Genomic DNA, 26,306 nt, shown 5'->3' on the forward strand with positions numbered 1-26,306 from the left:
TTTTGGGTCAAGCCTGTGGTCACTACGTAGCCTCGGCGATCACATGATTGAATTGTGCCGGCGACAACAGAGGGAAGAGTGACGTACGCTAGGCATTCTTACGTGAGAGGACACACGGTATTACACTTGTGGAATATGTTCTGTATGTAATATGATTGGCGGAGGAATGTTGAGAAGATGAAAGAGTGGACCGTTATTTATCGCCCGCGATTCTCAGCGTGGCTCGACCAATGTACGATGGCCCTACAAACAGAAGTTCTTGCACATGTAGAGGTGCTCAGCAGGTTAGGTCCGAATCTCGGACGGCCCCGCGTGGATCACATCAAAGCTTCCACGCATCCGAACATGAAAGAGCTTCGTGTTCAGTTCAAAGGTGACCCCGTGCGCATCTTGTTCGCATTCGATCCAGCGCGCCGCGCAGTCTTGCTTCTGGGAGGTACCAAGACGGGCGATAAGCAGTGGTACCGCCGCAATATTCCGCTCGCGGACAGGGAATTCAGTGACCATGTGCGGACCATGCAGATGGAACAGCGGTCAACGCACCGCAAGGAGGACTCACGATGATCACGCATCGAGATATGATGAACACGCTCCCAAAGAAACGCCGTCGTGCCATTGAGGCGCGAGCGGCGCAAATCCTCGCCGAGGAAATGACGCTCCAGGAGTTGCGTCGCGCCCTCAAGCGATCACAAGTTGCCATAGCGAAGACGCTAGGGCTTCAACAAGCAGCTGTGTCACGGCTTGAGAATCGGAACGACTGGCGCCTCTCGACCCTTCAGGACTACGTCCAGGCGATGGACTGTGAGCTTGAAATTTATGCCCGCGAAAAGAAGCGCGGCCAACGCCGCCTGATCCGCATTCTTCCGAGACCACGGTACCGCCGTTCAGCCGCGTAAAAGCGAACGGCCGTGAGGATCGGCAGACCGCTGTCATGGAGGCAACCCTTGCAGAGGCGTTGTCCCAGCCGTACCGCAGCATCGAGACGCCTGTCTGCCGCTGTCCCGGTGCGAATGTGTGTGTGTGCTTGCTTGCTCTTCCTCCATCACCCGCCAGCCCTGGAGCTGTCCTCGGCTCGGCGTGCTCGTTCGTGGCCTGGCCGGTTTCCGCTTGTCCTGGCTCGGCTGCATCGTTTTGGCCCACCTCCACCCGCGGGCATGTCCGCTTGCCTATCGCCGAGCCAGCCGCTCAACGGCCCCACTCCATCCCTCCTGTCGTGTGTCTGGGGTCTCCCCCGCCTATGAGAGAGCCACATTCACACTCATACAGGAGGTTTTCACATGGCCACTCAAATATCACGCCCCGTTCACTCGTTTCAGTGCGCCACCGTGCGTGCGTCGATCTGGAGGAATGAGGGCGAGCGCGGCGCGTTTCACGCGATCACGCTGTCCCGCACCTTCATGGATGCCGAGGGGCATCCAAAAAGCTCCGGATCATTTGGAAAGAACGACCTCTCCGCTGTCGCGACTGTGGTCGCGCAGGCTGAGCAGTGGGTTCATGAGCACGCGGTGTAATCGCATCACGGCCGCCTCTGGTCGTCGGGCCAGGGGCAGCACCCTTGCTGCCTGAAGGGAAAGATGAGACGCGCATTGGCATATGACGGTGCAGTAAGCCGCTCAGAGCTTCTAGCGTTCAGGAATCAATCCCTCCAATAGTCCCCATCACTTTCTTCATTCTCGGTTCCACATCAACGTACCCTCTCGTTCTAATCTTCTTCGCTTTGCCAGTTGCGGCATTTCTTTCAAGTCTCATCGCTCTGAAGCAGGCGCGTTTAGCTATTGTCATCGGTCGATCGGACTTGTTCGGCCATGTCAGGCCGGTGGCCTGCCGAGCACTGATCGCCTGACGCAGCGCCCGCACCAGCACAGATCTGTCACGGCCGCCGCTAAGTCCTCATCCGCTCGTGCTTATTCGGCAGTCCTCGCCCCGTCACCTCCGTTGTCCTGCACTGGCGCTTCGGCCTCTGCGAAAGCGCCAGTTCGTTCAACATACAGGAGGTGCCACCATGGCCAAACAATCCGTCAACCGACTTCCCGTTCCACAGTTCATTCCGCGCTACCGCGTCACGCTGGTTTCTGAGGGAGGTCACACCGCTCCCTGCGGTCTTCTTCGCGATTCCGCTGCCGCGGTCGCAGCGTTGCGCCCATGCTTTGCTGGTCTCGATCGCGAGCAGTTCCTCGTCTGTTGTCTTGATGCCAAGAACGCCAGCATTGGCGTGAACGTCGTCTCGATCGGCACACTCACCCTGAGCATTGTGCATCCACGTGAGGTGTTCAAGCCCGCGATCCTGCTCAACGCTTGTGCGATCATTGCCGTGCACAACCATCCGTCAGGAGATCCCACACCCAGCCCGGAGGATCGGAAGCTCACCACACGACTGCGGGAAGCTGGAGACCTACTGGGCATCAGGCTGCTCGACCATCTCATTCTCGGTGACGACAGTCTCTATAGTTTTGCAGATCAAGGCTGGCCACTGTGAGGCGACAACGAAATTCTGTCGCTCTTTTCGTCGATTATTCTTCTGAGCAGCTTGCGCATGTCGACACATTAAGAAGATTCCAAGTTCCTACCACCACTGGTGGTCTGCTTCTGATACAGCGGAGGCCTAAAAAATGGGCAATATGCTGAATGGACCATGATGTGCTGTCACTCATGCGCCCAACGCGGCTTGTTTACAAAGTTATCCCCAGAAAGTGGGGACGACGGGCTGAGCGTGATGGCCTCGCTCTCGTGCTACTGGGTGCCGCATAGGCGAGTGGTGGCGGGGCTGGACGGCTACATCGAAAGAGTTTCAGTGGGCGGATCTTACAGTTACTTATTAGATCTGCGCAAGCAAGGGCGCTCGGCGGAAGACGCAGCCTATGAAGGGGCATTGATTCGCATGCGGCCGGTTCTGATGACCGCGATGGTAACCAGCTTGGGATTCGTGCCAATGGCGCTCTCAATCTCCGCTGGGCGGAGGCACAACGGCCGCTCGCGACCGTGGTAATTGGGGGACTTGTGACCTGGACTGCGCTCACGCTTCTCGTCCTTCCCACTCTGTATGTTTGGGAAGAGCGTCTCCGAGAAGCATGGACCCAAAGAAAGGAAGAAAAAGAGGTGCCAGTGCCTCATAAAACGGATTGGTAGTGGAGAAGAACTTCACGCGTGCCGGCCATTGCAGATCGACCAAAAAAGAACGGAAATAAGCAAGCCAATAGCCCTATCTGGCCAGGAGAATTAGGCAGGTAGAAAACGAAAGGGTGTCGCTTATACAAATTATTGCGATTGCCCATCAATCAGTGATCACGAACCCCCTGACAGGCTGGATGAGGTTATTTCGAACTCATGTGGTCACACGTCGACACTTAAGCTTGCAAGCCATCCGGCATCAGCAATCGAAGGGCAGCTGCATTAATAGAAAGACCGTTGACGATGATGTTATGGAAGAATACACTATGCGTATGAGGACTAGCCGATCTCAATCTTTTCTGGCGGGCACTATCGCGGTATTCCTCTTGGCATTCAGCTTCAATGCGTACGCCTGTGTTCTGCCGTTGTCAGACATCAGCGATGCCTCGATGGCGAACGGCTGCTCGACGCCTGTCGAACAACCTAGCCGGCAATTATGTGACGCCTTCAAGATCTTGGGAGTCGAATCCCACGCTCAGTCGGCATCGTTGCTCATGGACCATCATTGGTCGGCAGACCATACGTTGCCTACGCTTTCCACGGTGAGCCCTCGGCTCGTACAGATTTCCAGCCTATATTGCCATCTCGAATCAAGTTCTCCTCCACATCAGTCTCTTGCGAGCACAGTGCTTCGAATCTGAGCTTTCCGGTTCTTCCTTATATCGTTTCATCATTATTGCGTAATCTGCCCGGCGCTCTGTCCCAGCTCATGCAATCGCTTCTTCTGTAGCAGGACGAGGCCAGCGACAGTCGTGGGCAGGAAAGCTCTTGGGGAGGACCATTACATGACTCTTTCAATTCGTTTTCTGTTGGTCGCCATAACGGTCGTGAGCATGAGTTTTTGGGCAGGCGAACGCCATGTCGCCCATGCCGCCGATCACACCGACCAACCGGTCTTGGTGTTACCAGAGTTGATTCAGGAAGTTTTGGCGAAAAATCCTGAGCTTCTGGCAGCGCGCAAGCAATGGGAAGCAGCCACGAATCGGATTGTCCAGGCTCGATCGCTGGATGACCCGACCCTGTTCGTCGACTTGTTTAATATCCCTCAGACCTTCAATGTTACGCAGACGCAGAACAGCATCTTCGGTCTCTCTCAGAATCTCCCATTCCCCGGCAAGCTGGCCCTGAAAAGTGAGATGGCGGGCAAGTCAGCTGAGATGACCGAGCAGGCGCTGCGCGCGAAGGAACGTGAACTCATCGCCCGTCTTAAGCAAGTCTACTACGACCTGTTTCTTGCAGATAAGGCGATCCAGATTCATCATGAGCAGATTAATCTGCTCAAACAATTTTTTGAAATAGCCAATGCGAGGTTCCGTGCGGGCAAGGGAGGTCAGGTCGATGTCCTCAAAGCCCAGGTGGAACTTTCAGTGCTTCACGAGAAACTTCCCGTCCTGGAACAGCGTCGGCAGACTGCCCAAGCAATGCTGAACACCCTCGTGGATCGGGATCCGCGCTTTCCACTCGCATCTCCGCAGCCTCCGCATGAGGGACGGTTTGATCTGGACCTTGAAGAGCTCTATCGCGCGGCGGCGACGGCCAGACCGGAGTTGAAAGCCGCCGAGCTGGCCCTGCAGCGGAACGAACAGTCTCACGCGCTGGCCCAGCGTCAGTACTACCCGGACTTTAATGTGTCATTTCGGCGCTTCCAGAACTTTCAAGCCCAGGACGGATTCGGCGCCTACGTGGCGATGACCATCCCCTTCTCGTTCTGGACCAAACCGAAGTATGACGCAGGCGTGCAAGAAGCCATGGCGTCCGTCGCGGCTGCACGAGCACAACGGCACCAGCTGGAAAACATGACTCGCTTTCAGATTCGCGATCTGCTGGCCAAGATCCGAGCCAATTGGGAAGTGGCCGTGCTGTATCGGACCACCGTGTTGCCGCAAGCTGAACTAGGCTTGGAGGCTGCGCGGGTCGGATATCAGGTGGGGAAGTCCACCTTTCTGGACCTCTTGGATGCCGATAGGGCCTGGCGGGGGTTTCAACTTGAATACTACCGAGCGCTGGTTGAGCGGGAGTATCGTCTCGCCGAACTCGAACAGGTGATCGGAACCGATCTGAATGGAAACAGCTAAAAAAGGAGGAATGGCCATGAATCGGGACATGCGTACAAAAAGCCTTGTTGTCGGTATCGCAGTCGTCAGCTTGTTCGTCGGAATCACCGCCGGATTCTTCGCTGCCCATGGGGTGATGGGTGACATGTCAGGAATGAAGAGCAGTGGGGGGATGAAGGGCCATGGGATGGACGGTATGAAAGGCATGGAACCAATGCCAGGCATGTCCGACGCTTCATCCGGGGCAGTCGTTGTGCCGGCCGTGGCGAGACAGTTGATCGGTGTTCGTAGTGCTTCGGCAGCCCATGCAACTTTGGAGGAAGAGATCCGTACGGTCGGCACGGTCGGTTATGACGAACGGGGATTCACGCAAGTCACGCTGAAGATCTCCGGGTGGGTTCGAAAGGTCTTCATCGATTCGAGCGGTCGACCGGTTCGCAAAGGTGAACCGCTCTTCACCTTCTACTCGCCGGATCTCTTGGCCACGCAAGACGAGTATCTCCTTGCCATGAAGACGCGTGCGCAACTGACCGAAAGCCCGATCGACGAGGCGAAAGTCAACGCCGATGCGCTCGTGGCGAGCGCGCGGGCACGCTTGCGACTCTGGGATGTGACCGATTCGCAGATTGCGGCCCTGGAACGTCGTGGCCAAGCCGACCCGGTGCTCACGGTCTACGCGCCTTCCTCCGGCATCGTCATGAAACGTGACGCCTTACCCGGGAAGTATGTGGAGCCGGGCACGACGCTGTATGAGATCGCGGATCTTTCCACAGTCTGGATCTCCGCTGATATCTATGAATCAGAAGTGGCGGCCACGAAAGTCGGCCAGCCGGCAACGGTCACGTTTGCGGCTTATCCGGGGAAAACGTTCCCCGGCAAGGTGGCCTATGTGTACCCGACCTTGAATACCGAAGCCCGCACAGTACGGGTGCGATTGGAGTTTCCAAATCCTGGGCTGAGATTGAAGCCCGGCATGTACGGAAACGTGACTTTGCAAACGAATGCGGTCAGAACCCTGGTCGTGCCAAAGGAAGCCGTGATGGAGACCGGGCTTCGTCAACTCGTGTTCATGGATCGGGGGCAAGGCCGGTATGAGCCTGCTGCGGTCAAGTTGGGTCGCAGGGGTCAGGATGCAGTGGAAGTGATGGAGGGACTCAAAGAAGGAGACCGCATCGTGACCTCGGCCAATTTCTTGTTGGACGCGGAAAGTAAATTGGCATCGGCGTCGAGCATGCAGGGCATGATGGGCCGGATCGGCATGGGCGACTGGCAAATGCGCGGCGCCTATGAAGCCAAGATGGAGGGGATGGAAGGTATGTCCGGCATGCACGGGATGGAGGGCATGAAGAGCATGGGAGGAATGGCCGGCAGGGGAGTGGAGGGTATGAAAGGCATGGATGAAATGCCGGGCATGAAGGACATGAGCGGCATGCCGGGTATGGATCCTGGTTCAGCTAGGGCTATCTCAGGAACTCGCAAGGTAGCAGGATACACCCTGACCTTCACGACTCTGCCTGAAACGCCCAAGGCGGGTGAGGTGCTCCTCAGACTCAGGGTGGCGGATCAGAGCGGCAAGCCAGTGACCAATGCGCAAGTCCTGTTCGTCTACACCATGCCGATGCCAGGCATGACTGATTCAAAGGCCGCAGCTTCGCATATTAAAGACGGGCTCTATGAAGGCAAGGGGATGTTTGGGATGAGTGGTACTTGGGTTGTCACTGCCAATCTGACGATACCGGGCCAACCTCCAATAGTTGAAAAGTTTCAATTCCTGGTCGTAGGGGGAGGCATGTAATCAGAGAACGGGAGTTGCAGCGCGCCGTGTAGTTGGAAGGCGGAGAGACATGATTTATCGACTAATCGAAGTGAGTTCTAGGAATCCGGTGCTGGTGATTTTGTGTGTACTCTTGTTGACCGTCTGGGGTGGCTGGGCCGTGCTTGACGTTCCTCTGGATGCCATTCCCGATCTTTCGGATGTTCAGGTCATCGTCTATACCGAGTGGCAGGGGCGCAGTCCCACGCTTATTGAGGATCAAATCACCTACCCGGTCGTGACCTCTCTGCTCGCTGGACCTAAAGTCAAACGGGTCCGAGGTGTTTCGGAATACGGTGTCTCCTATGTCTATGTGATTTTTGAAGACCGAACCGATCTCTACTGGGCACGAAGTCGTGTCCTCGAATATCTTCAGAAGCTCACCGGCAAGTTGCCGTCAGGCGTGACGCCGACACTGGGGCCGGATGCGACCGGTGTCGGATGGGTCTATCAGTATGCGTTGGTGGACGAGTCGGGGGCTCACGATCTTGCACAGCTTAGGAGTCTTCAGGATTGGTATCTACGGTACCAACTGGAGAGTGTGCCTGGCGTGGCGGAAGTGTCGGCGATCGGCGGATTCGTCAAACAATACCAAATCGAAGTGGACCCCAATACGTTAGCGGCTTATCGGCTCCCGATTCAGAAGGTCATCGAAGCCGTCCGCAACAGCAACGCGGAGGTAAGCGGCCGGGTGTTGGAGATGGCCGGCACTGAATACGTCATTCGAGGCCGAGGGTATCTGCGGTCGGTTGATGAAATCGAGCTGATTCCCGTCGGCACGGATGGACGAGGCACGCCGATCCTGGTGCGTGACATCGGGAATGTCCAACTCGGGCCGGATCAGCGGCGGGGCATTGCCGAATTGGACGGCAAGGGCCAGACGGTCGGCGGCATCGTGATCATGCGGGCCGGAGAGAACGCGCTCGCCGTGATCGAGCGGATCAAATCCAGGCTGAAAGAAATTACCCCCGCTTTGCCAGAAGGCATACGCATTGTTCCCACTTATGATCGGTCCGATCTTATTCATCGTGCGATCGCCGTCCTCCGCGAGAAACTGGTTGAAGAAAGTGTGATCGTGAGCCTGATCGCACTGGTCTTTCTGTTTCACGTTCGAAGCGCCCTGGTGGCCATCCTCATTCTCCCAGTGGCAGTGCTGCTCGCTTTTATTCCGATGGCTTACTTGAAGATTACGTCCAACATCATGTCATTGGGCGGGATCGCCATCGCCATCGGAGCCATGGTCGATGCCGCGATCGTGATGGTTGAGAATGCCCATAAACGGTTGGAGCAATCTCCCTCAGGCAACCGGACGGAAATCATCATCGCTGCCGCAAAAGCGGTCGGGCGGCCTCTGTTCTTTTCACTGCTGGTGATCGCGGTGTCGTTCCTGCCGATCTTTGCCCTGGAAGCGCAGGAAGGTCGGCTGTTCACGCCCCTGGCCTACACCAAGACCTTTTCGATGCTCTTTGCCACCGCGCTCTCGGTGACATTGGCGCCCGTGCTGATGGTACTGTTGATTCGTGGGAAGGTTCGCCCTGAAGCCAAGAATCCTCTGAACCGGTGGCTCATTGCCCTGTATCGCCCCATCCTCTCAGGCGCCCTGCGAGTCCGGTGGCTGACCGTGGGCGTCGCCGTCGCGGCAGTGGCCGTTACGGTGCCGGTGTTCTCCCAACTCGGCGCGGAATTCATGCCGCCGCTGAACGAGGGCACTATTCTTTACATGCCTACGACCGTTCCAGGTCTTTCGATTCCCGAAGCGACGAAAGTCTTACAGGTCCAGGATCAGTTGCTCACAACCTTCCCCGAAGTTGAGCGGGTATTCGGCAAAATGGGAAAGGCACCGACCGCGACCGACCCAGCCTTTGTAGGAATGGCTGAGATTACCGTCACGCTCAAGCCGGAATCGCAGTGGCGGCCAGGCATGAACTGGGACCGATTACTGGATGAGATGGATGCCAAGCTGCGCATCCCTGGCTTTCCGAACATCTGGTGGATGCCGATTCAGACTCGCACGGAAATGATCACGACCGGTGTCCGAAGTCCGGTGGGAATCAAAGTGCTGGGGCCGGATTTGAAGACAATCGAGCGAATCGGTCTAGAGATCGAGCAGGCCTTGGCGACTGTTCCGGGTACTAAGAGCGCGTTCGCCGAGCGGCTTAATGAGGGCTACTACTTGGATCTGATCGTCAATCGGCGTGAAGCGGCCCGCTATGGCCTGACGGTGGGAGACGTGCAAGCGGTGATTACCTCGGCCATTGGAGGGGAAACTGTGACGACCACGGTCGAAGGTCGGGAACGGTACTCAGTCAATGTTCGATACAAGCGCGAGCTGCGCGACGATCCGGACCGGCTCAAACGGGTGCTGATTCCCACGCCGACCGGCGCGCAGATCCCCCTTAGTCAAATCGCGGAGATGGTGATCACACAGGGGCCCCCGTCGATCGCGGATGAGGCGGGATCGCTCGCCGGCCTAGTCTCGGTGTCGGTCAGCGGACGAGACCTGCGCGGCTATGTCGAAGATGCTCAACGAGCAGTCCGAGAGCTAGTGACCTCGCCGTCTGGGTACCGGCTGATCTGGACCGGGCAATACGAACATCTGGTGCGGGCGGAAGAGCGGCTGAAGCTGGTAGTGCCCGTGACACTGGCCGTGATTCTGTTGCTCCTGTATCTCAATTTCCGCTCGCTTGCGAAATCGCTGATCGTCCTCTTGTCCGTCCCCTTCGCCGTGATCGGAGCGATCTGGTATCTCCATTACCTTGGCTACAACCTCAGCGTGGCGGTCTGGGTGGGTATCATTGCGCTGGCTGGCGTGGCAGCGGAGACGGGTGTGGTGATGCTCGTCTATCTCGATGAAGTGTATGAGCGGCGTGTGCGAGAAGGCCGGATGACGACGGAGCAGGATCTACGCGAATCCATCATGGAGGGAGCCGTTCAGCGCGTGCGGCCAAAGATAATGACGGTGGCGGCGATCATGGGCGGCTTACTCCCCATCATGTGGACCACCGGAGCTGGCGCCGACGTGATGAAACGGATTGCCGCACCAATGATCGGGGGCATGATGTCGTCCACGGTGCTAACGTTGCTGGTCATTCCGGTGTTGTATGCCATGTGGCGGGGTTGGTCTGGGACCTTCGGAGCTCCCTCGCCACTCACCAGTACCGACCCTTTCCAAGAGAAGAAAGCACCAGTGTTGCCGAGAGGTTAACACATGAAACGCGGTGAGCAGGATAAGGATACGTTGAATCAGCTGTCAACGTGATGAGGCCATATGCTGTAAATGCATCATAAGATGACGAGACATTATTGTATTGATCGTGCTCTCGCGGATGAATCGGAAAACTAATCCTGTTCGAGCACCTGAATAATCGGACATCCCTTCGCAGGTTGCTTCCTATCGCATTGCCGAACCAGCCCAGCTAATGCTTTCCGCATTGCCTCGAGGCCCATGAGCTTCTGGTCAATCAGTCGCATCTTGTGGGCGGCCAGGGCACGGGTCTCCGCACAGGCACCAGCTTCCTCCAGCCGTAGCAGTTCAGCGATTTCCTCCAACGTGAATCCAAGGGCCTGCGCCCGCTTAATAAAGCGGATATGTTTCACGATATCCGCCGGATACCGCCGATACCCCATATGCGGCTTGTCCGGCTCGGCCAGCAGTCTCCGTCTCTGGTAATAACGGACCGTCTCGACATTCACCCCGGCCAGCTTCGCCACTCGACCTATCGTCAATTCTGAAGCCATTAAGATTTCCCTTGATTCCGTACCGTAGTACGGAGTTTATACTGGTATCAATAGGTAAGTTTGGAAAATAGGTGATGTATGGAGAGGTTGTCCAGGTCGGAGCAAGAGAACCCGTGGTCTAAACCGCCAAATGGTCGCGGCGCGTTGGGTCTCGGCGGCGTCGCGGCGGTCCTCGCCTCGATCTGTTGTGTCGGCCCGCTCGTGTTGGTGGCGATTGGCGTCAGCGGCGCGTGGATCGGCAATCTGACGGTGCTCGAACCGTATCGTCCGATCTTTATTGGCGCAGCACTCGTGGCGCTCTTCTTTGCCTACCGGCGCATCTTCCGACCCGCCGAAGCCTGCAAGACGGAGGAGGGCTGTGCCGTGCCGCAGGTCAAGACGGCGCAGACGATCATGTTTGTAATCGTGGCCGCCCTGACGGGGCTCGCGCTGGCATTCCCCTATATTCTGCCGCTGTTGTACTAAAGGACCACCTCATGAAAACGCTGATCGCTCTACTGGCCCTCTTGGTCGCCTTGAGCGCGCCCGCCTGGGCCGCCACGCAAACGGTCACCCTGTCGGTGCCCGGCATGAAATGCGCGACCTGCCCGATCACGGTCAAGAAAGCGCTGAACAAGGTCGAAGGCGTCAAGAACATCGAGGTGAACTTGGAGAAGAAGGAAGCCCTGATCACCTTCGATGACGCCAAGACCACGGTCGAGGCACTGCTGGAGGCCACGAAGAACGCGGGTTATCCCTCCACCGTTCATCCGTAGGAGCCGCAATGGACGCGAAAGCCAACGAGACGCCGTCCTGGTTGGGCCGAACGCTCATGGCGGTCGGCATCAGCGGCGCCGCGTTTGCCGCACTCTGCTGCCTGGCGCCGTTTCTTGTGGCCGGTCTGGTCACCGCTCTTGGCCTTGGGTTCATGCTCAACGACACCCTATTGATCGGTCTTCTTGTGATGTTCATCGGAGTGGCCGCGCTAGGGTACTACTTCCGTGCCCGGCAGACGTGCGCATGACCTGCAGGACATGCCCGGACAACCAACCCAGGAGGGGACATGATGGCGCAGGAATTTGATCTGGTGATTCTCGGATCCGGCTCGACGGCGTTTGCGGCGGCGCTTCGCGCGGCAGCAACCGGACACACGGCAGCCATGACCGAAGTGCGCACGCTCGGGGGCACGTGCGCCAATCGTGGCTGCTTGCCCTCAAAGAACCTCATTGAAGCCGCGAAAATCCTCTACGATGCGAAGAATCCGCGCTACCCAGGGATTTCTCCTACCTCAATGAGCCTGGACTTCCGCGCGCTAATCGAGCAGAAGGATGCCGTGATTGAAGACTACCGGAGAAAGAAGTATCAGAGCATTATCTCCAACTCTCAAAGCATCCGCGTGTTTGAAGGAGCCGCCCGCTTCAGCGGCCCCCACGAAGTGACCGTGAACGGGCAGGTGCTCTCAGCGGCTCGATTCCTCGTCGCGACGGGAACGGCGCCCACTGTGCCAGAGGTTCCTGGGCTTCGTGACACGCCGTATCTCACCAGCGACCTGCTCACGAGCCACGAAGACCTCGAGCTCACAGCGCTTCCGGCCTCGCTCATCATCCTCGGTGGCGGCTACATCGCGCTGGAGCTCGGCCAGATGTTTGCGCGCTTCGGCACCAGCGTCACGATTCTGGCACGCGGAGCGCGAATTCTTTCGGCCTACGAGCCGGAGATTGCACAATCAGTGGCAGAGGTATTTCGTGAGGAGGGCATTGCCATCCATACCAAAGCCGCGGTGAGCCGGGTACAGGGCGATGAACGCCACGTCCTCGTCACGCTCCAGGTGGACGGGAGGAAGAAGGAACTGAAAGCGGCGAAGCTGCTTGTTGCCACGGGGCGCAAACCGAATACGGCACACCTGGGGCTTGACCTTCCAGGAGTCGATCTGGATGAACGTGGCTTCGTGAAGGTCAACGACGAGCTTCGCACGTCTGCCGCGCACGTGTATGCCGCCGGAGACGTGATTGGTTCCTACACCGGAAGCCAGATGGCAACTCCTGTGGGGGCGCAGGACGGCGGGATTGCCGCCGAGAATGCGCTCAACGGCAAAGGAGGCCATAAGGTAACCCACGCCGTGATTCCGCGCGCGATTTTTACCGACCCGCAGGTGGGCGTCGTCGGACTGTCGGACGCGGAAGCCAATGCGCGCGGGTACGCGTGCGATTGTCGGGTTATTCCTATGTCCCTCGTTCCCAGAGCTGGGGCGGTCCGGGAGACCAGAGGGGTCCTGAAGATGGTTGCGGACCGGAACACGAAGAAGGTGCTGGGGGTGTCCATGCACGGAATGAACGCGGCAGAGGTGATTCATGAGGCGGCCATGGGGCTTCATTTTGGTGCGAGTATCGACGACTTCGCCCATATGCTGCACGTCTATCCAACCATGTCCGAGGCGCTTAAAATAGCCGCCCTGTCTTACACAAAAGACGTGTCGAAAATGAGCTGCTGTGCGGACTAGAGTTGCACCTATTCCGCTCTCAATATTTTTCAGCCGATGGCTGGCGGTATGGTGAGATCGACCCTACTCACGCTGGTCGTCATTCCAGTCCTCTATTCTTTTTGGCGACGCGTTCAGCTCCGCTCCACGATTGAATCTTAGAGAATGTTGCAGAAGGAGACTATGAAGGAGAACATGTTCAGGAGGTTCTCTTGATAATGCTGGGAAATCCCAGAAGGGTGGCACATTGCGAAGCTACCCTTCCGTTTTCTCAGTTATCAGCTGAAGAGGTTGTGCATCCACTGCCACACCTTGGATGCGGCCTCATATGGACAAAATCCCAAGTATTCTACCCAAGGGCACATAGTCATCACCTCCCTTTCAACGCCATCCTACGGTCTGTACCATAGTATCGAGTCAAGAGGTGCGAATTTCTGTAGAGGCGCTTGACTCTATACTGTAGTGCAAGGACTAGATTCTTTTACGGTGATGATATGGCAGTTCAACTAACTATTAGTCAGTTTGCCAGAATTGTCGGAGTGAATGTCCAGACCGTCCGCTATTACGAGCGCTTAAATCTTCTTGACCCATCAACGAGAAGACCTTCAGGGTACAGGGTCTATGGTCAGGAACAAGTACAACGCCTGCGGTTTATCAAGAAGGCCCAAGCATTGGGCTTCACCTTGCGCGAGATTGCCGAATTAATTGCTCTACGGATTTGACCTAGCCCCCTTAAACCGGTCCACCCACTCTGTTAGGGTCGGGCCGAATGACCCGCCCCGCGAATGTAGGCCGAACCAGATCTGAGGAGTTGGCCTGCTGACCCGCCCCGCGAATATAGACCGCCCGAGACCTGAGGATTTGGCCTGCTGACCCGCCCCGCGAATATAGACCGCCCGAGACCTGAGGATTTGGCCTGCGCGTGATCGGTTTGAGCCGCTGATGCGGCGATGGGAACCTAGCATAGCTCACGTGAGTGTCTCCAGCAATTCGGGTGTGGCAGGTTCTCTCTGGGTCATCGCTGACCAATCTGCGGCGAAGGCAGCTGGTGTCTCGTCCTGCAGCGAGCTGTGGGGCCGTTGATGGTTGTAATCCTCCCGCCACCGCGTCAATTTTTCATGTACATCCTCAAGCGTGAAGAAGACTTCCACGTTCAAACACTCATCGCGGAGCCGCCCATTGAAGCTCTCGATGAAGCCATTCTCGACCGGCTTGCCGGGCCGAATAAAGTCCAACTGAATCCCGTGGCGATAGGCCCACGCGTCCATGACGCGACTGGCGAATTCACTCCCATTGTCCACCGTGATTGAGCGAGGCGCCCCGCGCTGGGTGACGATGGGTTCCAACGCCTGCGCTACCTTCTCTCCTGTGAGGGACTGATCGGCCAGCAGGCACAGGCATTCACGGGTGAACTGGTCCACCACCGTCAGGATGCGGAACCACCGCCCATCCGCGACCCGCTCACTCATGAAGTCCATGCTCCATCGTTGGTTCGGTCCCCTCGCCAGAGCCGGTGGCACCCGGCTTCTCCGGGCCGCTCGCACACGGATTTTGGTCCGCACCCGTAATCCTTCTTCGGTGTAGAGCCGATAGATCCGCTTCGCGTTCACCCGCCATCCGTCCCGTCGCAATAACACTGTGAGTCGTCGATAGCCGAAGCGCACCCGGCTCGCTGCCAACTCGCGCAAGCGTATCCGCAACGCCTCTTGCGGATCCCGCCGACTCCGATACTGTAGCGAGGCCCGGGCGATCGGCAACAGCCTCGAGACCCGGCGCTCGCTGACCTGATAGGTCACCTGCGCCCAGCGGGCGAGGGCCCGCCGGTCCCGAGGCCTTAGAGCTTTTTTCGCACGATCTCCTGCAGCATATGCCGATCCAGCGAGAGATCGGCGACCAGGCGTTTCAGCTTCGTGTTTTCCTCCCGCAGTTGCCGGAGCTCTCGCAATTCGCTCAGACCGAGCCCCGCATATTTCCGTTTCCATGTGTAGAACGTCTGCTCGGTGATGCCCACCTGCCGACAGACCTCCACCACGGTCGTCCCACCTTCCGCTTGCCGCAAGGCGGCCAGGATCTGTTCCTCCGTATGTCCTCCTCGTCGTGCCATCGTCGGGTCCTCCTTGTGAATCCAGAAGACCACGCCGCACGCCACGTCCTCAAGCTGCCACTGGCCTACTTTTCGGGTTTTGGGTCAATTGCCTCAACGGCCTGCTGTGATGATGTGCAAAAACGAGCACAGGCGAAACTCGTGCAGGTGGAAATTAAGGTTCAAGACTTACGGTTACTGGCTCGCGCGCTGAAAAAATTAATCCAAACTTGTGAAGCTGGTCAGTCCACTGACCGTTGTCCGATCTGATGAGCCTAGAAAAAGAAGCATAAGCCGGGGTAAAGTAAGAGAGACCGCCACCTGAAAAACAGCCGAAAGAAAAGTGGTGACCCAGCGAGAACCAGCTTGACTTCGATGATCGCTTGGTCATAGAAGAGTTCCATGTTCAAGACTCTGCTCATAATAGCTCTCAGTCTACTGCTATTGTGCATACTCCCACTTATGGGGAGCATGCCTCACTATTCTGGTCACCTTCATCACCATGACAACACTGCGTCTTGTGCCTCCTGTATGGCTTCAGTCGACTTGTCAACGATCTTCCTACTGCTAACCCTTCTAGGTCTTGCCACTTCGTTTGCCCCTGTGCTTCCAAATCTAATTGCTCTCCGCTCACCGTTTCATCCTCCGCGGTTCCCAATCCTAGCCATTCCATAACAGCCATTAATCAATGGCCATCTTGAGCAACGTGTAGCTGTCATTTCGTACACTCACCAAGCGTGATGTGTATCGGCGTCATTACACGTTTAGTTTCGGCTGTAGGACTAGGTCATGTCCTCTATATCTTTCATCGCCGGCATCAAGGAGGCCTCAAAGCCACTTGCGACTAGTGCGACATTTTTTCGGTTATTGATCGCCGGGTGTGAGACTCGAGACGTGGAAGGAGAGCTCTTCATTGCCTCAGAGGGCGTGCGCTTGAGTATGGACGTATGGAAAATGTCTAGGAAGAAAAATCGGTAAAAATCCAAAACGGAATCCATCGAACATGGCGAAGGAAACTTTCTAATCGTGCGACTGAGAAGGACAACAGAGATCCACTCTCCAGAGTCAGCATCCTATGCCGAAATAACAGAAGGAGGATATCTAATGAGGATTGGACCCGCAACTATCATGACCCTGTTTATAGCCACGGCAGCGACCGGTGGATGTCAGCTATGGCAAGGTCCGCTGTTATCTGCTCCGTACGGGACCAGTGACCTCGCAGCGCGCCACAACAAAGCAGGAATTCAAGCGTACAAGCAAGAGCAGTGGAACCGAGCGAAGGAACAATTTGAGGTTGCAGTCACGATTGCTCCGTCGCTCGCGGAAGGGCATTACAACCTGGGCATGGTTTTATATCGGCAAGGCAAAGATGCGGAGGCCGAGACGCATTTTCTGAAAGCGGCCGCGTTGGCCCCTGAGAATGAGATGATCCAAAGCGCACCTCCGTTCACGAAAGCGGAGGCGCCATCCAGGTCCGGTGGATATCAGGGTATGTCCGATGGACACAGCCATAGTCATTAATGGGGTAGGGGGGATTTCTTAATTTGGTGGAGTGAGGTCAGTTCGCGGAGTCAGTTCGTTTTTTGAACGAGGTGACGAATGAGAAAGTAGAAGCGACTAAAGGTGTCATCGGATAACGCGCATATTGCAAGCGACCGGGCTCGATATGCCAAGAGGCCGCGTGAAAGAGGGAACGGATCATGATGCGATCAAAAAGGAATGTATCAACTCACGAAGTGGACTTTATTTCGAGGCGCCTGTTCCTACAGTGGGCCGGGGTGCTCTGGCTGGGGGCCACAGCACCCCAACTCTTTCTTGCCTGTGCCTGGATGGATAACGCCACTATCCAGGGCCGTGCAGGGGTAGGATCACCCCCCATGCTGAATGGAAAGGTGATTGATCTGACTATAGACGAAACTGCCTTTACAGTGAACGAACGAACCGCGACCGCGATCACCGTCAATGGAACGATTCCAGGCCCTGTGATTCGCCTGCGAGAGGGCCAAGAGGTGACCCTGCGGGTCACAAACCGCTTGGGGGAAATTACGTCGATTCATTGGCATGGCATTCTGCTCCCGCCCGTGGTGGACGGCGTGCCGGGGGTGAGTTTCGCCGGCATCAAGCCCGGTACGACTTTCACCTACCGCTTTCCGGTCACACAGAGCGGCACCTACTGGTATCACAGTCACTCCGGGGGGCAGGAGATGCTAGGCGTCTATGCGCCGATGATCCTCGATCCACTCCAACCCGAGCCATTTCACTACGACCGAGACTATGTCGTGATGCTCTCGGATTGGACCTTCGAGTCGCCGGAGTCCGTGCTCGCTAATCTCAAAAAGCAGCCAGCCTACTATAACTTCCAAGAACGTACCGCGGGTGAGTTCTTCTCGAATATCGCAAACTGGGGCTTGCGGGCGACGCTGAAGAACTACCTCATGTGGGATCAGATGCGGATGAATCCGACGGACTTCGCGGATGTCACCGGCTACACCTTCACCTATCTCATGAACGGCATGTCTCCGGGTGCTAATTGGACCGGCCTGTTTCGCCCTGGAGAAAAAGTCCGCCTTCGCTTCATCAATGCGGCGTCTATGACCTTTTATGACGTGCGTATTCCTGGCCTCACGATGACAGTTGTGCAAGCCGATGGGCAGAATATCCAGCCCGTCGCGGTGGAAGAGCTTCGTATGGGAGTGGCGGAGACCTACGACGTGATCGTCGAGCCCACGGACGATCGTGCGTATACCATCTTTGCCGAGACGCTGGATCGTAGCGGGTACGCGCGCGGAACGCTTGCCCCTCGGCCTGGGATGGAAGGAGAGATTCCAGAACGTCGTCCTCGTCCGCTTCGGACGATGGAAGACATGGGGATGAGCATGAAAGGCATGGAGATGGATGGCATGGATATGCCGGGGATGAAGATGCCACATGGCAGCGAAATGGCGATGCGAGGCATGGAGATAAGGGGGGATCAGCCGAGTATGGAGCCGTCCGACCCTAAGCCAAATACGGAACATACGCAGCATGATTCGGAAATGCCGTCTACACAGAAAGGGCAGCATCCACAGGACATGTCCAAAATGCCAGGAATGGAAGAATACGATCAACGCCGCTCAAGGATTCCTGGCTCAGAACCCGTCAAGCATGCCCCCGATGATCATGGCACCGGCAACCAAACGGTGGCCGAGTATTCGCAGAACCGGTTTGGGGAACCAGGTAGAGGGCTGGAGAACAGCCCCTGGCGGGTGTTGCGTTACACCGATTTGAAAAGCCTGACCCCCTACCCTGACCAACGGGAACCGGATCGGGAAATCGAACTGCACGTCACGGGCAATATGGCGGATCGGTATATGTGGTCGTTCAATGGGAAAAAATATTCCGATGCGCCGGAGCCGATTCGTTTTCACTACGGAGAACGGCTACGTCTTACGTTCGTCAACGACACGATGATGGAGCATCCGCTTCATTTGCACGGCATGTGGATGCACTTGGAAAACGGCGCGGGCAAGTATCTGCCCCGCAAGCACACCGTCATCGTCAAGCCCGCGGAGCGGGTATCCGTCGCGGTCACCGCGGACGCCCCCGGACCCTGGGCGTTCCATTGCCATTTACTCCTTCACATGGAGGCGGGCATGTTCCGGGTCGTCGAGGTGTCCGATAAGGCGCCGTAGGAGCGATCATGTCATTTCACGCGCTTCATCCAATTGCCTTGGCCGGTGTCCTGAGCGTTATCATCTGGGTTCTAGTTGCCTCAGCTGAAACCTTTGGGAACGCATCGAATACGGGCACTGTGTTGGGTCCGTCCAATTCCGCCGGCCCGCTCAGTCACGCAGTGAAAACGGTTCAAGCGCCGTTGGAAGGAGCGTCAGGAATCCTCGGAGAATCTGTCCGCACCTTGCCGAACCTCTCGCCACAACAGGACTGGGCTCCCCCCGTCAACGATCAAGAGAACCACCTGTTTACACTAATAGACGCCCTCGAGTATCGCCCCAAAACCGGTGGAGGCGAAAGTACGAGCGGCTACCGGTGGGACCTCGAAGGGTGGTATGGCGGAGACTACAATCGACTCTGGTTCAAGAATGAAGGCCAGCAGGACACCGCCTTCAAAGCGGGCTATGATTTGGATTTTCAACTCTTGTATGGACGCTTTATCCGGAAATATTATGATTTTCAGATCGGTCCGCGCCTCGAAACGCAAACATTTCGCGGACGGAATGTGACCCGTGGATTCGCGGCAATCGGAATCGAGGGGATCGTGCCCTACAATTACACGATGGAAGCCACCTTGTTCATTGCCCAGAATGGCGCAGTGTCCGGGCGTCTGACGTTGACGAAGGATCTGCTGCTGACCCAGCGGCTAATCCTCCAGAGTCGCCTTGAAACGAATGCCGCCATACAAAAGGTTGAGGAATTCACAACCGGTTCAGGTTTCAACAATCTCGAATTCGGCATGCGCCTGCGCTACGAGATTCGGCGCGAATTTGCGCCCTATGTCGGCGTATCGCTCGATAGAAGTTTCGGAGAGACGGCCACGCTGGTGCGCCAGGAGGGGGGGAATCCGAGTCAGATCCGATTCGTAACCGGCCTGCGGATGTGGTTCTAGTATGCTGGATTGGATCGAAGAGGCAGCTGGACGACTGCCCGGAGAAATGACTTCTTACAACGCTAAGCCAGCTATCGTCATGCGCCGACATATCTTCTCATAACTTCACCACCACATAGTGAACAACACAGGGGATTATTTCTCCGAAGGAAATGACGGAGTTCTTTCTATGCTCTTCGGCACTGCCAGATTTATGTAGCTCCGACAAATCAAATCGCATCGATCCATGTATGTCGAGCAATCTCGCATTGGACTGCCCGGCATCGTGAGGCTGGTTTTCAGGTACCACTCTTACCTAGTAATCGACACCCATCCGATATGTTCTTACCGTACCTCTTGCAGCGGTGACTTTGTACGGACGCATCATGTCATTGTCCTCATGATCGAGGATATGACAGTGCCATACGAATCCATGCCCCCCGGCATCTGGTTCAAAAGAGTAGTTCCCGGCCACGCCGGATGGCGTGTCTGTCGGCGCGAAGCGCACAGCGATGCGAGTAACTTGGCCCGGATACGCGATGAACGTATCTTTCCATCCCGCTTCATTGGATTCAGGAGGATGTACGGGGCCATGCAGATAGGGCTGGATATTCGGACTCCCTCCGTATTTCAAGCCAGAAGCAACGGAGGGTTCATACTTCAACGGGGGACCGTCGCCAAATATAGAGGCGCCTCCCGGGAAAGCCCCTGCATAGGCTTTAGCGTAGCGGTTCAGATGAAACTTCTGCCGATTCATCAACTGAACCTCCGTCAAGTGTATGTGGATCGGATGGGCGTCGGCTGTCAGGTTGACGATTTCCCAGATTTCGGTCTCGCCTTCAGCCGGCAACTCGGACACATATTCCGTCATGCCTCCCACCGTGACAGCCGTGAAATCCGTTCGGATCGTTCCATCGGCACGTTTGCCGGACACCTTCGTATTGTTAAGCAGCAATTCGACCATTCCCATTCCGCCGGCACCCATCATGTCGTTCAGGGTGAGTTGGCGCGTTTTCGAAGGAGCGACCGCCAGCGTCCCCGTGGCCGGGTTCACTAACCGACGCATCGGAGAGCGAAGCCCACCGCCATGAGCCGGATTGTAGCTTGCGTCCGCCCCTGCCAACGTGGATGATCCCACCCGGAACTGGAGAATGCGTCCCACCGTCGCCCCATCGGGTGGTGCCCCATCGGGGAATGGTGTGCGGCCGTGGTTCTTCAAAATCAGCGTGCGGCCCTCTAATCCTGAAAAGTCGATAATGATGTCGGCTCGCTCAGCAGGCATCAGGGTTAACTTATGTAGCCGGACCGGCACATCGAGATACCCTCCGTCGGTTGCGATCTGCCACATATGTTGTCCGGGCAAGGAGAGTTCGTACGTGCGCGCGTTCGATGCGTTGAGGATGAGGAACCGATAACGTCTGGCCTCCACATTCAGATACGGCCAGACCTTGCCGTTCACCACATTCGTGTCGCCGAAGAACTCCATCATCCAGAACGGGTGCTCCGGGTTGGGCCCCATGTTGGGGAAATAGAGCTGCCCGTTCGTATCGAACATGCGGTCCTGGATTACGAGCGGAATGATATAGTCTACGGAGCCTGCGGCGCCCTGTTGCAATCCGGTCGGATGCAGACCGGCCGGCAATGTGAGTGCCGGATCAACGATCAGATACCCTCCTGCCAACCCTGCATAGATGTTCAAACGTGTGATTCCCAAGGTATGGTCATGAAACCAGAGTGGAGCGGCTTCCTGTTTGTTTGGGTAGCGGTAAATCGCTCCATTCGAAGCCGCACCCGCTTTGCTGTAGTACGAATGACCTCGGTAGACGCCATCACTAGTGAACCAGGCATCAGGATTTCCGTCCAGCACCGGCGGCACCTCTCCTCCGTGCAGATGGGGTACGGTTGGGACTGGACCGGCATAATTGAAAGCGCAGGTCCCTAGCGGCGGTTGGTTTTCAGTGACAGCGTCTGCGCACCTGTTGGCTTCACCGTTCAGCGGGTCAGCCCAGTGAAGAGTCTGATCGGTCGAAGTCTTCCAAGCAGATAGTTGGCTCGCCGCTGTGTTGGGTAGACTGTTGATGTACTGAACCGCGGTCGGAGTTCCACGCGTCGCGACGAACACCGGCCCAAAATAAGTTGGGATTGACATTGCCGATCCTGGGCATGTTGAACCGTTGCGGTAGCCCCAGACATAGGTTCCCGAGTAGGCGGCAGTGGAAGACGCCGGAACGAATGTCGAAGGCATGACATGAGCCTTGAACTCGCACATCGAGAGCGTCGCTGATGACGCGGCAATTGTCTCGATGGTACCGCCCGCGACAGCGAGCAGAGGCAACTGGTCCACGAACTGCGGAATCTCACTTCCCGGTAACGGCACTGGCTGGGCAATGGCTGGAGTGTATGAGAGCATCGTTAGTGCAAGTAAGAGATATTGTGCCGAAGTCCAATTCTTTATTATCTTTTCACGAAGGTATCTCATGTTACCCTCCAAATAGGAATAGAGATAGAAGCACCACGTTCCCTAATCACACGAGACGATCACGATTCGTCGCGTTCTGAGCCTCCCCGTATTATCAACACCGCCGCAACGATAACGTAGGCGATGACCGGAATCGCCCACAGGATCTTCGTGCTGTCAAACTCCATGCTGTCAGACGCCGTGGTGCCAAACCCCAGGAGCAGCCATATCGGCTCATGAATCAAAAGGAAGAACGCCATCATTGCCAAACCAAGCCAATTGGTCCAACGCATGCCCATCATGAGATGTTCTCCTTTCATGTGATGATCAGCCTCTCTTCGGAATTTGTGACACCGGGTGGGATGGCATCGGGGCCAATTGCGTAATGACACCTCCAGGCTAAGCCGAACGGATGAATCATTCCCATCCCCGGCCACAAAACCGGAGTGACAGTGGATGACTGAAGTTTTGAATTAAATTCGAAGGACCGATGACGAGGCTATCGAGATGGGAAAGAACTCCGAGGCAGAGCTCCAGGACAAGGAATCTAGGATTGGAGAAGCGGTGAAGTTTGCGACAGTGCTGAACAGTACTGGCGTGTGATCCAGGTCAATGGTTGCTGCATGCTTAAGTTGCCGCTCTGGTGATGATACGGCCGATGGCGGGCACATAATGGTCCCGTCCATTGGACAGGCCATATGATTCATCTCTTCAGCCATCCGTGCCGTATCGTCGGCCAACGACAGGTCCGGCACCGTACACATCGTCCCGACGATCTGACAGAGGGCGAAGAATAAAACCAGGCTGAAGAACTGAACTCTCATCTTAGCAACTAGCCTACCGTTCATGGTGTGATAGCTTGCCTCAATGCCGAGAGACCCGTCAAGCCCCAACATAAGACATATACCGACCTGTCGTCCGACCGAAGCTTCGGTGAAACGGCCAACTCTGGAGCGTCAGCAGAGTGGAGATTCGAGCCAGGTAAACACTATCCCGGTATTCGCAATGAATGGCCGCCTGTTCAGCCGCTACCGTAGAGGGCGATTGATGGGCAGCACTAATAGCCCTCGGGATCCGGTGGGGACGAAGAGATGCGCCTTTTCGCCAGACCAGCTTTCCAGATCTCCATCGCCACCAGTGGCAAAATCCCGATGCCGAGAACGAGAAGCCAATGCTCCATGTCAAAGGGCACGACGTCGAAAATTGGATGGATCTGCGGCGTCAGCACGATGACGGCTTGCAGCACAGCGGAAAGCGCTACGGCCCCAAGTAGCGGCTTGTTCGTGAGCAGTCCGATCTCGAAGAGCGACCGGCAATCGTTGCGATTATTGAAGGCATGGAAGAGCTGGGCCATGACAAGGATCGTGAAGGTCAGCGTGCGAGCCCGGTCCAGGTTCAAGTCCATGCCGTACAGGCAGTACACAAACGCTCCGAGCGTAATCAGTGCCAAAAATGAGCCCTGAGCGAACAACAGGAGAAACCGCTCTTTCGTCAGAAATCGTTCCGCACGTGGTCGGGGTGGCCGTCGCATCAGGTCGGGATCCTTGGGATCAGCGGCGAGCGCCAACGCAGGGAGCCCATCCGTCACCAGATTGATCCAGAGGATCTGCACCGGCAATAATGGCAGCGGGAGGGCAAACAGCGTGGCGAGCAGCATGAGCAGAATCTCACCGATGTTGCAGGAAAGGAGATAGAAGACCGCCTTTCGGATATTGTCGAAGACGGCTCGTCCCTCTTCTACGGCCGCCGCAATCGACGCGAAGTTATCGTCAGTGACGACCATGTCAGATGCTTCTTTCGTGACATCCGTGCCGGTGATGCCCATGGCCACACCGATATCGGCCGCTTTCAACGCCGGCGCGTCATTGACTCCATCGCCAGTCATGGCGACCACTGCCCCTCGCCGCTTCCACGCCTTCACGACCCGGAGCTTGTGCTCAGCCGACACCCGGGCGTAGACCGCGGTGCCGGCGACTCGCGTCTCCAACTCATCATCCGAGAGCTGGTCCAACTCCGTGCCGGAGATTGCTTGCACACCCGTTTCCAAAATCCCCAGATCGTGCGCAATGGCAATCGCCGTGTCCTTATGATCCCCTGTAATCATAACCGTCCGAATGCCAGCAGCCCGACAGGTTTCCACGGCCGCCTTGGCTTCCGGCCTGATCGGATCCTTCATGCCGACCAACCCTAAAAAGGTTAAGTCGTGCTCCAAGCTGGTGGATGTATACGCGTCCGGCAGGAAGTCCAATGGACGCATAGCCACGCCGAGGACCCGCAAGGCTTGCGAAGCAAATTGCCGATTGGTGGAGAGGATTTGTTGACGGATCTCCTGGGTCAGCGCTGTGATCTTCCCGTCACAGGTCATCCAGGCAGTGCAATCGCGCAGCAGTACATCAGGTGCGCCTTTCACATAGGCGACGGGACCGGAGGCAGCGCGACGGACCATGGTCATCTTTTTGCGGTCCGAATCGAACGGCACCTCACCAAGCATTGGATTATCACGATCCAGATCGGCTTTCGAGAGTCCGGTCTTCGCCGCTGCGACGAGTAGGGCACCCTCTGTCGGGTCGCCCAGCACCTGCCAAGCGAACGCTTCTAGACGCAGTTCGGCTCCATTACACAACACGACTGCCTGCAGGAGGGATGGGAGCCCCGGATCCGGAGTTCCGTTGGTCGGTCGTCCGTTCACACGGATCTCACCAACCGGCGCATAGCCTTCGCCCGAGACAGTAAAAACCTCACCGCCGAGGTACAGTTGAGTCACGGTCATCTCGTTCTTCGTGAGGGTACCCGTCTTGTCCGAGCAGATCACGGTGGTGGACCCTAAGGTCTCCACTGCCGGCAGACGCCGGATCAAAGCATGGCGCTGCACCATGCGGGTGACGCCCAGCGCCAGTGTGATGGTGACCACCGCGGGCAAGCCCTCTGGAATGGCCGCAACAGCTAAACTCACCGATGTGAGAAACATCATGATCAGTGGTACACCGCGGAGCATTCCCAGAAGGAACACCACAGCCACGATTGCCAATGAGAGCCACAGTAATGTGTGGCCGAGCTGTTCGAGTCGGCGCTGGAGGGGCGTCTCCTCCTGCTCCGCCTGCGCCTCGCGATGAATCATCGCCGCGATCTTTCCCAGCTCCGTCTGGGGTCCGGTGGATGTCACCAACGCCCGGCCTTTCCCGGAGACGACAACGGTGCTCATAAAGAGCATGTTGCGACGATCCCCCAAAGGCACCTCAATTTGAGGAATGAGCTCGGCGGACTTGCTGACCGGCGTGGACTCGCCAGTCAGAGAGGCTTCTTGTGTCTGGAGGCTCGTTGCATAAATCAACCGGCTGTCGGCTGGGATCCGATCTCCGGCTTCCACTTGGATGAGATCGCCGGGAACCAGTTCGCGGGCCGGAATCGACCGCGCGACTCCCGCTCGGATCACCCGCGCCATTGCGACCGACAGTTTGCGGAGTGCTGCCAAGGATCGTTCGGCGCGGAACTCCTGGACGAAACCTAAGATGGCATTCAAGACCACAATCGCCACAATCGCGGCCGCGTCGATCCATTCTTGCAGCAAGCCAGATACAAGCGCCGCGCCAATAAGAACCCAAACGATCAAACTCGAGAATTGCGCGAGGAGGATTTTGAGAGGGGAGGGTGGAGAAGCTTCAGGCAATTCATTCGGCCCCACCGTCGCGAGACGATGCTCCGCCTCACGTTCAGTCAATCCATCATTGATGTCGGAGCTTAGTTCACGTTTCAGCGATTCGAACGTGAGCGTGTGCCAGCCGTTGGATTTCATGTTGCCTCATGAGAGATAGGCTGGCCCCACTCGCTCGGGGGAGTCCTCAGCCTCTTTAATTTGGGACCCTGACCCACCATATCTCGTGCCTCCCATCAAAGATCAACCGGCTTGGTTACGTTGCGAAAACGAGAGCTTCCTACGATCCAACACCAGAAC

The 26,306-nt window shown here is 56.8% G+C and carries 20 protein-coding genes and 1 pseudogene; 16 read left to right on the plus strand and 5 right to left on the minus strand.

The features are described from left to right. The first annotated feature begins 177 nt into the window (after positions 1-177). The 8 genes and pseudogenes from H8K03_18035 to H8K03_18070 all read left to right on the plus strand — a co-directional run bounded on the left by H8K03_18035 (position 178) and on the right by H8K03_18070 (position 10,240). Entirely contained in the window at positions 178-564 is a 387-nt protein-coding gene (locus H8K03_18035; protein UVT19667.1) for a type II toxin-antitoxin system RelE/ParE family toxin, read from the plus strand. Beyond that, positions 561-896 (plus strand): helix-turn-helix transcriptional regulator, encoded by a 336-nt coding sequence (locus H8K03_18040; protein UVT19668.1) that lies wholly within the window; start codon positions 561-563, stop codon positions 894-896. Before H8K03_18035 ends, H8K03_18040 begins: the two co-directional genes overlap by 4 nt. Positions 897-1,277: 381 nt before the next feature. Further along, positions 1,278-1,511: a hypothetical protein gene (locus H8K03_18045; protein UVT19669.1), complete on the plus strand. Its 234-nt coding sequence runs from the start codon at positions 1,278-1,280 to the stop codon at positions 1,509-1,511. 491 nt (positions 1,512-2,002) lie between these two features. After that, positions 2,003-2,476, plus strand: a complete 474-nt coding sequence (locus H8K03_18050; protein UVT19670.1) for a JAB domain-containing protein — start codon at positions 2,003-2,005, stop codon at positions 2,474-2,476. A 156-nt stretch (positions 2,477-2,632) separates the two neighbouring features. Then, positions 2,633-3,126: pseudogene (locus H8K03_18055) on the plus strand (efflux RND transporter permease subunit). A gap of 827 nt (positions 3,127-3,953) precedes the next feature. Then, the gene (locus H8K03_18060; GenBank protein UVT19671.1) at positions 3,954-5,243 is read left to right on the plus strand and encodes a TolC family protein; all 1,290 of its coding nucleotides are present in this window, start codon (positions 3,954-3,956) and stop codon (positions 5,241-5,243) included. Positions 5,244-5,259: 16 nt separating this feature from the next. Further along, entirely contained in the window at positions 5,260-7,017 is a 1,758-nt protein-coding gene (locus tag H8K03_18065; protein ID UVT19672.1) for an efflux RND transporter periplasmic adaptor subunit, read from the plus strand. Between the two features lie 49 nt (positions 7,018-7,066). Continuing rightward, positions 7,067-10,240, plus strand: a complete 3,174-nt coding sequence (locus H8K03_18070; protein UVT19673.1) for an efflux RND transporter permease subunit — start codon at positions 7,067-7,069, stop codon at positions 10,238-10,240. Between the two features lie 134 nt (positions 10,241-10,374). On the opposite strand, the gene H8K03_18075 is transcribed toward H8K03_18070, so the two are convergent. Continuing rightward, positions 10,375-10,773 carry a MerR family transcriptional regulator gene (locus H8K03_18075; protein UVT19674.1) on the minus strand — a complete coding sequence of 133 codons (399 nt, stop codon included), beginning with the start codon at positions 10,771-10,773 and terminating at the stop codon, positions 10,375-10,377. Between the two features lie 78 nt (positions 10,774-10,851). Between H8K03_18075 and merT the strand changes: the two genes are divergently transcribed. The 5 genes from merT (at position 10,852) to H8K03_18100 (ending at position 13,953) form a co-directional block, all read left to right on the plus strand. Then, positions 10,852-11,238: a mercuric ion transporter MerT gene (merT, locus tag H8K03_18080; protein UVT19675.1), complete on the plus strand. Its 387-nt coding sequence runs from the start codon at positions 10,852-10,854 to the stop codon at positions 11,236-11,238. 11 nt (positions 11,239-11,249) lie between these two features. Then, complete coding sequence (gene merP / locus H8K03_18085; protein UVT19676.1) at positions 11,250-11,528, plus strand: mercury resistance system periplasmic binding protein MerP; 279 nt, start codon at positions 11,250-11,252, stop codon at positions 11,526-11,528. Positions 11,529-11,536: 8 nt separating this feature from the next. Beyond that, a complete protein-coding gene (locus H8K03_18090) occupies positions 11,537-11,776 on the plus strand; it encodes a hypothetical protein (GenBank protein UVT19677.1) in 240 nt (79 codons plus the stop codon). A gap of 39 nt (positions 11,777-11,815) precedes the next feature. Next, positions 11,816-13,252 (plus strand): mercury(II) reductase, encoded by a 1,437-nt coding sequence (gene merA / locus H8K03_18095; protein UVT19678.1) that lies wholly within the window; start codon positions 11,816-11,818, stop codon positions 13,250-13,252. A gap of 473 nt (positions 13,253-13,725) precedes the next feature. After that, on the plus strand, positions 13,726-13,953 hold the full coding sequence (locus H8K03_18100; GenBank protein ID UVT19679.1) for a MerR family transcriptional regulator: 228 nt from the start codon (positions 13,726-13,728) through the stop codon (positions 13,951-13,953). Positions 13,954-14,199: 246 nt separating this feature from the next. Here H8K03_18100 and H8K03_18105 read toward each other — a convergent pair. Continuing rightward, a protein-coding gene (locus H8K03_18105; protein UVT19680.1) for an IS3 family transposase occupies positions 14,200-15,335 on the minus strand; the annotation gives its coding sequence in 2 pieces (ribosomal slippage) (positions 14,200-15,071 and positions 15,071-15,335; 1,137 coding nt in all). 1,083 nt (positions 15,336-16,418) lie between these two features. Between H8K03_18105 and H8K03_18110 the strand changes: the two genes are divergently transcribed. From H8K03_18110 to H8K03_18120, 3 genes are all read left to right on the plus strand, one after another. Then, complete coding sequence (locus tag H8K03_18110) at positions 16,419-16,835, plus strand: tetratricopeptide repeat protein (protein ID UVT19681.1); 417 nt, start codon at positions 16,419-16,421, stop codon at positions 16,833-16,835. 182 nt (positions 16,836-17,017) lie between these two features. Continuing rightward, a complete protein-coding gene (locus H8K03_18115; protein UVT22537.1) occupies positions 17,018-18,985 on the plus strand; it encodes a copper resistance system multicopper oxidase in 1,968 nt (655 codons plus the stop codon). Between the two features lie 8 nt (positions 18,986-18,993). Continuing rightward, a complete protein-coding gene (locus H8K03_18120) occupies positions 18,994-19,917 on the plus strand; it encodes a copper resistance protein B (GenBank protein ID UVT19682.1) in 924 nt (307 codons plus the stop codon). 295 nt (positions 19,918-20,212) lie between these two features. Here the strand turns inward: H8K03_18120 and H8K03_18125 are convergent, their stop codons facing one another. From H8K03_18125 to H8K03_18135, 3 genes are all read right to left on the minus strand, one after another. Further along, positions 20,213-21,451 carry a multicopper oxidase domain-containing protein gene (locus tag H8K03_18125; GenBank protein ID UVT22538.1) on the minus strand — a complete coding sequence of 413 codons (1,239 nt, stop codon included), beginning with the start codon at positions 21,449-21,451 and terminating at the stop codon, positions 20,213-20,215. 983 nt (positions 21,452-22,434) lie between these two features. Beyond that, a complete protein-coding gene (locus H8K03_18130; protein ID UVT19683.1) occupies positions 22,435-22,656 on the minus strand; it encodes a hypothetical protein in 222 nt (73 codons plus the stop codon). A gap of 755 nt (positions 22,657-23,411) precedes the next feature. Beyond that, on the minus strand, positions 23,412-26,147 hold the full coding sequence (locus H8K03_18135) for a cation-translocating P-type ATPase (protein ID UVT19684.1): 2,736 nt from the start codon (positions 26,145-26,147) through the stop codon (positions 23,412-23,414). Positions 26,148-26,306 lie beyond the last annotated feature (159 nt).

Origin of the sequence: Nitrospira sp., from assembly GCA_024760545.1 — a bacterium.
GTDB lineage: Bacteria > Nitrospirota > Nitrospiria > Nitrospirales > Nitrospiraceae > Nitrospira_D.

Coding starts and splice junctions, on each gene's coding strand:
- H8K03_18035 (UVT19667.1), top strand. CDS start 178: ATGAAAGAGTGGACCGTTATTTATCGCCCGCGATTCTCAGCGTGGCTC.
- H8K03_18040 (UVT19668.1), top strand. CDS start 561: ATGATCACGCATCGAGATATGATGAACACGCTCCCAAAGAAACGCCGT.
- H8K03_18045 (UVT19669.1), top strand. CDS start 1,278: ATGGCCACTCAAATATCACGCCCCGTTCACTCGTTTCAGTGCGCCACC.
- H8K03_18050 (UVT19670.1), top strand. CDS start 2,003: ATGGCCAAACAATCCGTCAACCGACTTCCCGTTCCACAGTTCATTCCG.
- H8K03_18060 (UVT19671.1), top strand. CDS start 3,954: ATGACTCTTTCAATTCGTTTTCTGTTGGTCGCCATAACGGTCGTGAGC.
- H8K03_18065 (UVT19672.1), top strand. CDS start 5,260: ATGAATCGGGACATGCGTACAAAAAGCCTTGTTGTCGGTATCGCAGTC.
- H8K03_18070 (UVT19673.1), top strand. CDS start 7,067: ATGATTTATCGACTAATCGAAGTGAGTTCTAGGAATCCGGTGCTGGTG.
- H8K03_18075 (UVT19674.1), bottom strand. CDS start 10,773: ATGGCTTCAGAATTGACGATAGGTCGAGTGGCGAAGCTGGCCGGGGTG.
- merT (UVT19675.1), top strand. CDS start 10,852: ATGGAGAGGTTGTCCAGGTCGGAGCAAGAGAACCCGTGGTCTAAACCG.
- merP (UVT19676.1), top strand. CDS start 11,250: ATGAAAACGCTGATCGCTCTACTGGCCCTCTTGGTCGCCTTGAGCGCG.
- H8K03_18090 (UVT19677.1), top strand. CDS start 11,537: ATGGACGCGAAAGCCAACGAGACGCCGTCCTGGTTGGGCCGAACGCTC.
- merA (UVT19678.1), top strand. CDS start 11,816: ATGATGGCGCAGGAATTTGATCTGGTGATTCTCGGATCCGGCTCGACG.
- H8K03_18100 (UVT19679.1), top strand. CDS start 13,726: ATGGCAGTTCAACTAACTATTAGTCAGTTTGCCAGAATTGTCGGAGTG.
- H8K03_18110 (UVT19681.1), top strand. CDS start 16,419: ATGAGGATTGGACCCGCAACTATCATGACCCTGTTTATAGCCACGGCA.
- H8K03_18115 (UVT22537.1), top strand. CDS start 17,018: ATGCGATCAAAAAGGAATGTATCAACTCACGAAGTGGACTTTATTTCG.
- H8K03_18120 (UVT19682.1), top strand. CDS start 18,994: ATGTCATTTCACGCGCTTCATCCAATTGCCTTGGCCGGTGTCCTGAGC.
- H8K03_18125 (UVT22538.1), bottom strand. CDS start 21,451: ATGTTCGATACGAACGGGCAGCTCTATTTCCCCAACATGGGGCCCAAC.
- H8K03_18130 (UVT19683.1), bottom strand. CDS start 22,656: ATGATGGGCATGCGTTGGACCAATTGGCTTGGTTTGGCAATGATGGCG.
- H8K03_18135 (UVT19684.1), bottom strand. CDS start 26,147: ATGAAATCCAACGGCTGGCACACGCTCACGTTCGAATCGCTGAAACGT.